Origin of the sequence: Prosthecobacter sp. (genome assembly GCF_020439865.1) — a bacterium.
In the GTDB taxonomy this organism is placed as follows: Bacteria; Verrucomicrobiota; Verrucomicrobiia; order Verrucomicrobiales; family Verrucomicrobiaceae; genus Prosthecobacter.
The window spans coordinates 1-6,153 of sequence record NZ_JAGRPF010000238.1; the positions used below are offsets into that span (position 1 = coordinate 1).

8 protein-coding genes are annotated in these 6,153 nt (G+C 61.5%); 7 read left to right on the forward strand and 1 reads right to left on the reverse strand.

The genetic code is table 11. The features are described 5' to 3' along the window. The 4 genes from KDL09_RS24960 to KDL09_RS24975 all read left to right on the forward strand — a co-directional run. Positions 1 to 1,107 (forward strand): phage portal protein (locus KDL09_RS24960; protein ID WP_294391571.1); only part of this gene is annotated, 1,107 nt, incomplete at its 5' end. After that, positions 1,104 to 2,375, forward strand: a complete 1,272-nt coding sequence (locus KDL09_RS24965) for a S49 family peptidase (protein WP_294391574.1) — start codon at positions 1,104 to 1,106, stop codon at positions 2,373 to 2,375. The genes KDL09_RS24960 and KDL09_RS24965, both read left to right, overlap by 4 nt. A gap of 36 nt (positions 2,376 to 2,411) precedes the next feature. Next, entirely contained in the window at positions 2,412 to 3,317 is a 906-nt protein-coding gene (locus KDL09_RS24970) for a major capsid protein (protein ID WP_294391577.1), read from the forward strand. A 29-nt stretch (positions 3,318 to 3,346) separates the two neighbouring features. Next, positions 3,347 to 3,739, forward strand: a complete 393-nt coding sequence (locus KDL09_RS24975; RefSeq protein WP_294391579.1) for a hypothetical protein — start codon at positions 3,347 to 3,349, stop codon at positions 3,737 to 3,739. Positions 3,740 to 3,807: 68 nt separating this feature from the next. Here KDL09_RS24975 and KDL09_RS24980 read toward each other — a convergent pair whose 3' ends face one another. Beyond that, entirely contained in the window at positions 3,808 to 4,383 is a 576-nt protein-coding gene (locus KDL09_RS24980; RefSeq protein ID WP_294391581.1) for a hypothetical protein, read from the reverse strand. Positions 4,384 to 4,469: 86 nt separating this feature from the next. Between KDL09_RS24980 and KDL09_RS24985 the strand changes: the two genes are divergently transcribed. From KDL09_RS24985 to KDL09_RS24995, 3 genes are read left to right on the forward strand one after another with little or no spacing between them, the layout of a single operon-like run. Next, the gene (locus tag KDL09_RS24985; protein ID WP_294391583.1) at positions 4,470 to 4,778 is read left to right on the forward strand and encodes a hypothetical protein; all 309 of its coding nucleotides are present in this window, start codon (positions 4,470 to 4,472) and stop codon (positions 4,776 to 4,778) included. A gap of 30 nt (positions 4,779 to 4,808) precedes the next feature. Beyond that, positions 4,809 to 5,582, forward strand: coding sequence for a hypothetical protein (locus tag KDL09_RS24990; RefSeq protein ID WP_294391584.1), 774 nt, complete (start codon positions 4,809 to 4,811; stop codon positions 5,580 to 5,582). A gap of 3 nt (positions 5,583 to 5,585) precedes the next feature. Beyond that, positions 5,586 to 6,053 (forward strand): hypothetical protein, encoded by a 468-nt coding sequence (locus KDL09_RS24995; protein ID WP_294391587.1) that lies wholly within the window; start codon positions 5,586 to 5,588, stop codon positions 6,051 to 6,053. Positions 6,054 to 6,153 lie beyond the last annotated feature (100 nt).

A 6,153-nucleotide genomic window follows, 5' to 3' on the forward strand; every position in this document is an offset into this window, starting at 1 on the left:
CGCTGCGAAATCACCGGGCGGTTCAGCTTCGAGGAAGTGCAGTCGCTCCTTTGCCGGGGCATGGACGTGGACGGCGAATACTTCATCCATCTCACGCGCAGCCGCCTCGGCATCGCCGCGCTGCAATTGATCGAGTCGCACCGCATCGGTGAGGGCAACACCGCCATGCAATCGTTCCATGGCATCACCCTGGATGCCTGGGGCGCACCAGTGTCCTACCGCGTGCTGGAGGATCAGTCTTCACGCGAACTCCCCGCGCAAAGCGTGCTGCATGTGTTCGAACCCGAGAACGCCACCAGCGTACGCAACGCCCCGACCATTCAGCATTCCATCAACCACATCCTCGACGAGATGGAACTGCTCGCCCTCGAGAAGCATGCCGTGAAGGACAACTGCGACGTCACCCGCGTGCTCAAAACAGAGACGGGCGACTTGAATGATGATTCAGACTTCGCGATCGAGGGACAGGAGGCAGCTCAATCTGAATCCACCGATCCCACAAGCCTGCAACGCATCACCGGCGGCAAACTCGTGGCACTCAAGACCAACGAGTCACTCGACTCGTTCGAGCCCAAGCGCCCGTCTCCCACGTTTACCGGATTCCTGGAGCACTTGCGCCGGGATGCTGCGCTCGGAGTGCTGCCATATGAGTTCGCGGCGGATTCGTCGAAGGTCGGCGGAGCCGGGGTGCGCCTCGTGGTGGCCAAGGCGGACCGCCGTTTTTCGTATCGGCAGATGATCCTCATCCAGCGCTTCATCAAACCCGTGTGGTTCTACGTGATCGGCGATGCCATTGATCGTGGCGAACTACCTGCCGTCCAGGGATGGTGGAAGATCAGTTGTGTGACACCCCGCCGGATCACCGTCGATGCGGGCCGCGAAGCGCAGCAGAACCGATCTGATGTGGAGATGGGCCTCAAGACCATCAGTGATCACTACGAAGAGCTCGGCGCTGATTTCGGCGAGGAACTGGAGCGTCGTGCCCGTGATGCGAAGATGATTCTCGAAACGGCCGCGAAGTACGGCGTGCCGCTGGAAATGCTGTGGAAGCCGAGTGGCGGCACCTTGATTGCACCGCCCGTCGTTGACACTCCCACCGGAGAGTGACCGCGCTCGATTCCCTTCTCTCCCGCAAACCGTGGCTCATCACCACTGATGCCATGCAAGGCATGGTGGCCCAGGCTGTCGCCTTCTTTGACGCCCGCATTCAACTGCCGGACGCATCACGCAACGCCTTGCTCTCAGTGACCGATGGCATCGGCATCATCGACCTGCATGGGCCGCTCATGCGCCAGCCGGACCTGATCTCCTCGCTGCTCTTCGGCGCCACCGACATGAACGAGGTGGCTGAGGCCCTTCAAGAGGCGGTTCAGCGCGATGATGTGCAGTCCATCCTTCTCGACATCGATTCGCCCGGCGGCACGGTCAACGGCACGCCCGAACTGGCGCAGGCCGTGGCCGACGCTGCCAAGCTCAAGACCACCTACGCGTTCAGCGCCGGACAGATGTGCAGCGCGGCCTACTGGATCGCCTCGCAGTGCGATGCGGTGTATGCCACGCCCAGCGCTCGTGTGGGTTCCATCGGCGTGATGCTGCCCTTCATCGACAGCACCGAGAAGTTCCGCAGCGAAGGCCTGAAGGTGGAGGTGTTTGCCGCTGGGAAGTTCAAAGGAATGGCCACACCGGGTGTGCCGCTTACCGAGGATCAGCGTGCGCTCATTCAATCCGACATCGAGGAAATCGCCGCCGACTTCAAGGCCGCTGTGCTCGCGCGTGGACGGAAGATTCCGGACAGCGCGATGGAAGGCCAGAGCTTCAGCGCCCGCAACGCCCAGCGCCTCAACCTGGCCGGCATGGTCCGGAGTCGTGACGAGGTGATCAGCCGGCTGCGCTCGATGAACGCAGCCCGAGTTGACACGCGATCCCAGGCATCCACCCCGATGAAAACCGTCGAAGAACAACTCAGTGAGGCGCTCGCGCGCATTCAAACACTGGAAGCCGATGCCAAGGCCCGCGAGGGCTTGATGGCCGAAGCCTCCACCCAGGTCGAAACCTTCAAGACCACACTCCTCTCCAAGGAGCAGGAGCATCAAACTCTCCTACAGCAGGCCTGCACCGAGCGTGACACGCTCAAGGGCCAGCTCGTCGCTGCTCAGGCCGATGTGGAACGCTTCACCAAGCGAAGCGGCGAACTCGAAGCGCAGGTGCGAGACCTCACCGCCCGCGAGCAGGACCTCGACAAGCGTGCCGCCATCAAGGCCGCCCAGATCGCCGCTGAAATGGGCACTCAGGTGCCGGCCAAGATCACTCCTGCGGGCGACACCAAACCCACCACCGCCGCCGAGCAGTGGAACCGCCAGTTCACCAAGGCCTGATCCCTTTTCCAAAACCTCTCACTCTTCTGCATCCCCATGGTCCCCACTCTTCTCGACATCGCCAAGCTGGACGCCGGAATCGGCTACCCGCTCATTGAGGAAGCCGTCAAACTGGCTCCTGAACTCGCCGTGGTTCCCGCGGACACCATCCTCGGCACCACGATGGAACTTTCCGTGCGCACCGGCCTGCCCTCCGTTCGTTTCCGCAACGCCAACGAGGGCGTTGCTCGCAGCAAGTCCAGCTACGAGACGCGCACCTTCCAGACCCACATCCTCGATCACCAGATCGCCGTGGATGCGCAAATCGTCGATGGTGCCCGCGACCGTGGCCGCCTGCTCGAAAACCATGCCTCAGGTGTGATGGAAGCCTCCATGCAATACATCGGCTCGCAGTTCTACTACGGCACGGGCAACGACAGCAAGGGCTTCCCCGGCTTGCTTGCGCAGGCCAAGGCGGATGCCGCTCATGTTGTTGATGCCGGTGGCGAGGCTTCCAAAACCTCCGTGTGGTTCCTGCGTCTGGGCCGCGAGTGCGTCGAGTTCCTCTTCGGCAACAACCAGACCATTCGTCTGCAGGACGTGTGGGATCTGGAGACGGTCTATGACGCCAGTGGCAACCCCTACAAGGCCTACACCAACTGGATGACCGGCCGCATCGGCATGCGCCTGGCCAACAAGAACTGCGCCGTGCGCATCAAGAACGTCGAGGAAACCGGCGCGGGCAAAAAGATGCTCAACGACTCCATCCTTTACTCGGCCTACGAGAAGTTCACGGAGTTCGGCATGGAGCCCACCCACATCTTCATGAACGGGCGCTCCCGTGAGCAGTTGCGCAACAGCCGCACGGCCACCACGACCAACGGCACGCCCGCGCCGCTGCCTACCGAATGGGAGGGCATCCCGATCATCCGCACCGCCTCCATCGCCAACGACGAGGCGTGATCCAACCTTCATCACCCTGATCCATCACCATGCACTCGCTCAAAGACGCCCAACTGACTCAGTCCGTCGCACTTGCCGCCGCAGGTGCTTCGGCATCGACCGCTCCCATCGACCTCAGCCAGACGCCACCCAACGAACACAATTTCGAGGTTGAGTTGGCGCTGCCCGATCTCGTCGATCTTGCCGATGGCAAGTCGGTCACAGCCACGCTGGAGGATTCCGAGGATGGCACGTCGTTCGCTGCCATTCCCGAGCTTGCCGAGTTCGCCGTCACGGGCACCGGCGGCAATGGTTCGGCGGCAGCCACACGTCGTGTGCGACTGCCTTCCAGCGCTCGTCGTCACCTGCGCGCCACCGTGGCAACCGAAGCGGCGGCGGGCGATCTCACGGCTCACAAGCTCACCATCGCGCTGGTGTTCTGATTTCCTGGGGCGCAGGCCTCGGGTTCGGGTGCAGCCCTCCTTCGCTTCATGCGGGGAGGGCTGTTTCATTAAGCATCAAGCGCGTTGCGAAGCAGATCCAGCCGATTGCTCAAAAGGTAGGGGGTGAAATCCCGTTGTCCCCGACCTGCGTCACCCCGCACTTGGACAATCTTGGAATCATCATCGAATCCAAAAGCGAACATCCGGTCCTCCTTGCCCCCTACAGTGCGGCAGTTGGATATCAATTCCTTCATCTCATGATTGGTAAACAAGAGAGTCATGTCCTTGTACCAATGCGGACCAACGTTGCGCGTTCGTGCGACGTCGGGTGCATACTGACCGAAGAGCAGGATAAAGTCTGCCTCATCAGGCACTTCGAATCGGTTGAACCATGTGTGAAACGCGTGGCGTTGGGTCGCCTCTCGTTTGGGTTCCGAAGTCCTGTAGGTACGAGACGCTTTGACCTGCAACGTCACGGTTTTCGTCGTGCCGTCGCGACGACGCCTCAAGATCGCAAGATCGACACCCTTCTCTTGCCGGGAAAGCGGGATCCATACCGAGTAGCCATGCTTCTTGGGCAAATCTTCCTGCAGACGTTCAGCGAGAACAAACTCCGACCATTGAAGTGTAAAAATGGGATCCATGCGCACACCTGCATCTGAATCTGCCCGAGGAAAAGCAAGACCTCACGTCTTCATGGTGCTCGATGCCTTGACACCCGACCCAGCACATGTCCATCCACGAAGAAATCGCCGCCGACTTTTCTGAAATCCTCCGGGAGTTTGGCAAGATCATCTTGTATCAAGGGCAGTCGCTGTCAGCGCTGATCTCCGAACCGATGCTGTCCAGCGAACTCGTGATCGGCGGTGAAGTCGATGACATCCGCTTCACCGCCAAGGTGCTGCGTTCCGCTCTTCCCGAACTCCCGCGCAGCGGCCAGATCGTCCACTGGGATCAGAAGGACTACCGCATCAAGGCCGTGATGAACCGTCCACCCCATGCGATCGTGACCCTCGAACTCGGACCGGTCGATCCCTGAATCATGCGTGTGAGGGGCAAAGTCACGGGCTTGGACCCGATCAAAAAGAAGATCGCCCTCTTCCCCAAAGAGACGCAGCGACCGATGGACAAGCTGCTCATCCAGGAAGTGCGCACGCTGGCCGTGGAATGCGCAAGGGTGACACTTCCCTTCGGCCTCACCGACAAGCCCTACAAACGCCTGGCCGCGCGCATCGCCGCCGACATCAAGCGCATCTTCAAGCGTGCCGACAACCTCGGTGGCGCGTTCAGGCAACTGGAGGCCGCCGATCCTGACATGGCCCGCCAATACTGGCACGCAACCAACCACGGAGAACCCGAGAAGGCCCGCAGACTGCTGCGTAAGCTCTGCGCCAAGGCGGGCATCTCCATCGGAGCCATCCGTCCGGATCTTCACCGCAAGGCACGAACGGCGCGCTACGACCGCGTGCCCGACGACGCCAAAACGGTGGCCATCATTTCCAAGGGCGAGGCACTGGACCGCTACATCACGAAGGTTCAAAAGCAGATCGGTGCGGTCAAGGCAGGCTGGATTGCCGCCGCCAAGAAAATCGGGGGCACAGTGCGTGGGATCCCGCGCTGGGCCAACACCGGTGCGCACAAGAACTCGCAGGGCGATGCCGTGGTGAAGCGCGGCCAGAAGGGCAGTCACATCGAACTGATCAACCAGGTCAGCTATGCCACCACTGCCTGCGATTCCGGCAACCTGCGTTCAGCAGAACGTCGCGCCCGTGTGCGATTGCAACACGCCATGGCCGAAAAGCTCAAGGCGATGGCGGAACGTGCGTTTCGACAACGCAAGTAGGCCATGGAAGCACAACCCTCGCTCGAATACCGCCTCGCAAAACTCATTACCGACTACCTCACCCACGTCCAGCAAACCGGCGGACTTCCCACCGTGCTGAGCATCGGTCTGGGCCTTGAGATGAGCAGCCGCCAGCGCCCCTGCGTCGTCTGCCACATCGACACTCTGGAGTTCCCGCATCCGAAGCTCGTCGAAGCAACGGGGTTCATGATTCTCCACACGCACGCCGATGAAACCCCGGTCCTCACCGAGGCCATCTGGACCGCGGCCTTGCGCTCCGCCCTGGCCAACGTCGGCACGCTCTTCGCCTGGATCGCCAGCCTTCCCGATGCAGAACGCACCGGTTGGGACCTCCGGCGTCTGCGCATCACCCGCAGCGAGAGCGAACTCAACCGCGAGGAGCGCACCCGCACGCACACCACGCGCTTCACCCTCAGCGCCCAGTCCGCCGAATTGACATCTGCCGCCTGAGCAAAGCCATGCCCGTCCAAGCCATCATCGAACACGGAGCGCGTCCCGCCTACGATCTCGCCGACGAGTCGGGCGTGCTGGTCAACAAGCTCTCCATCAA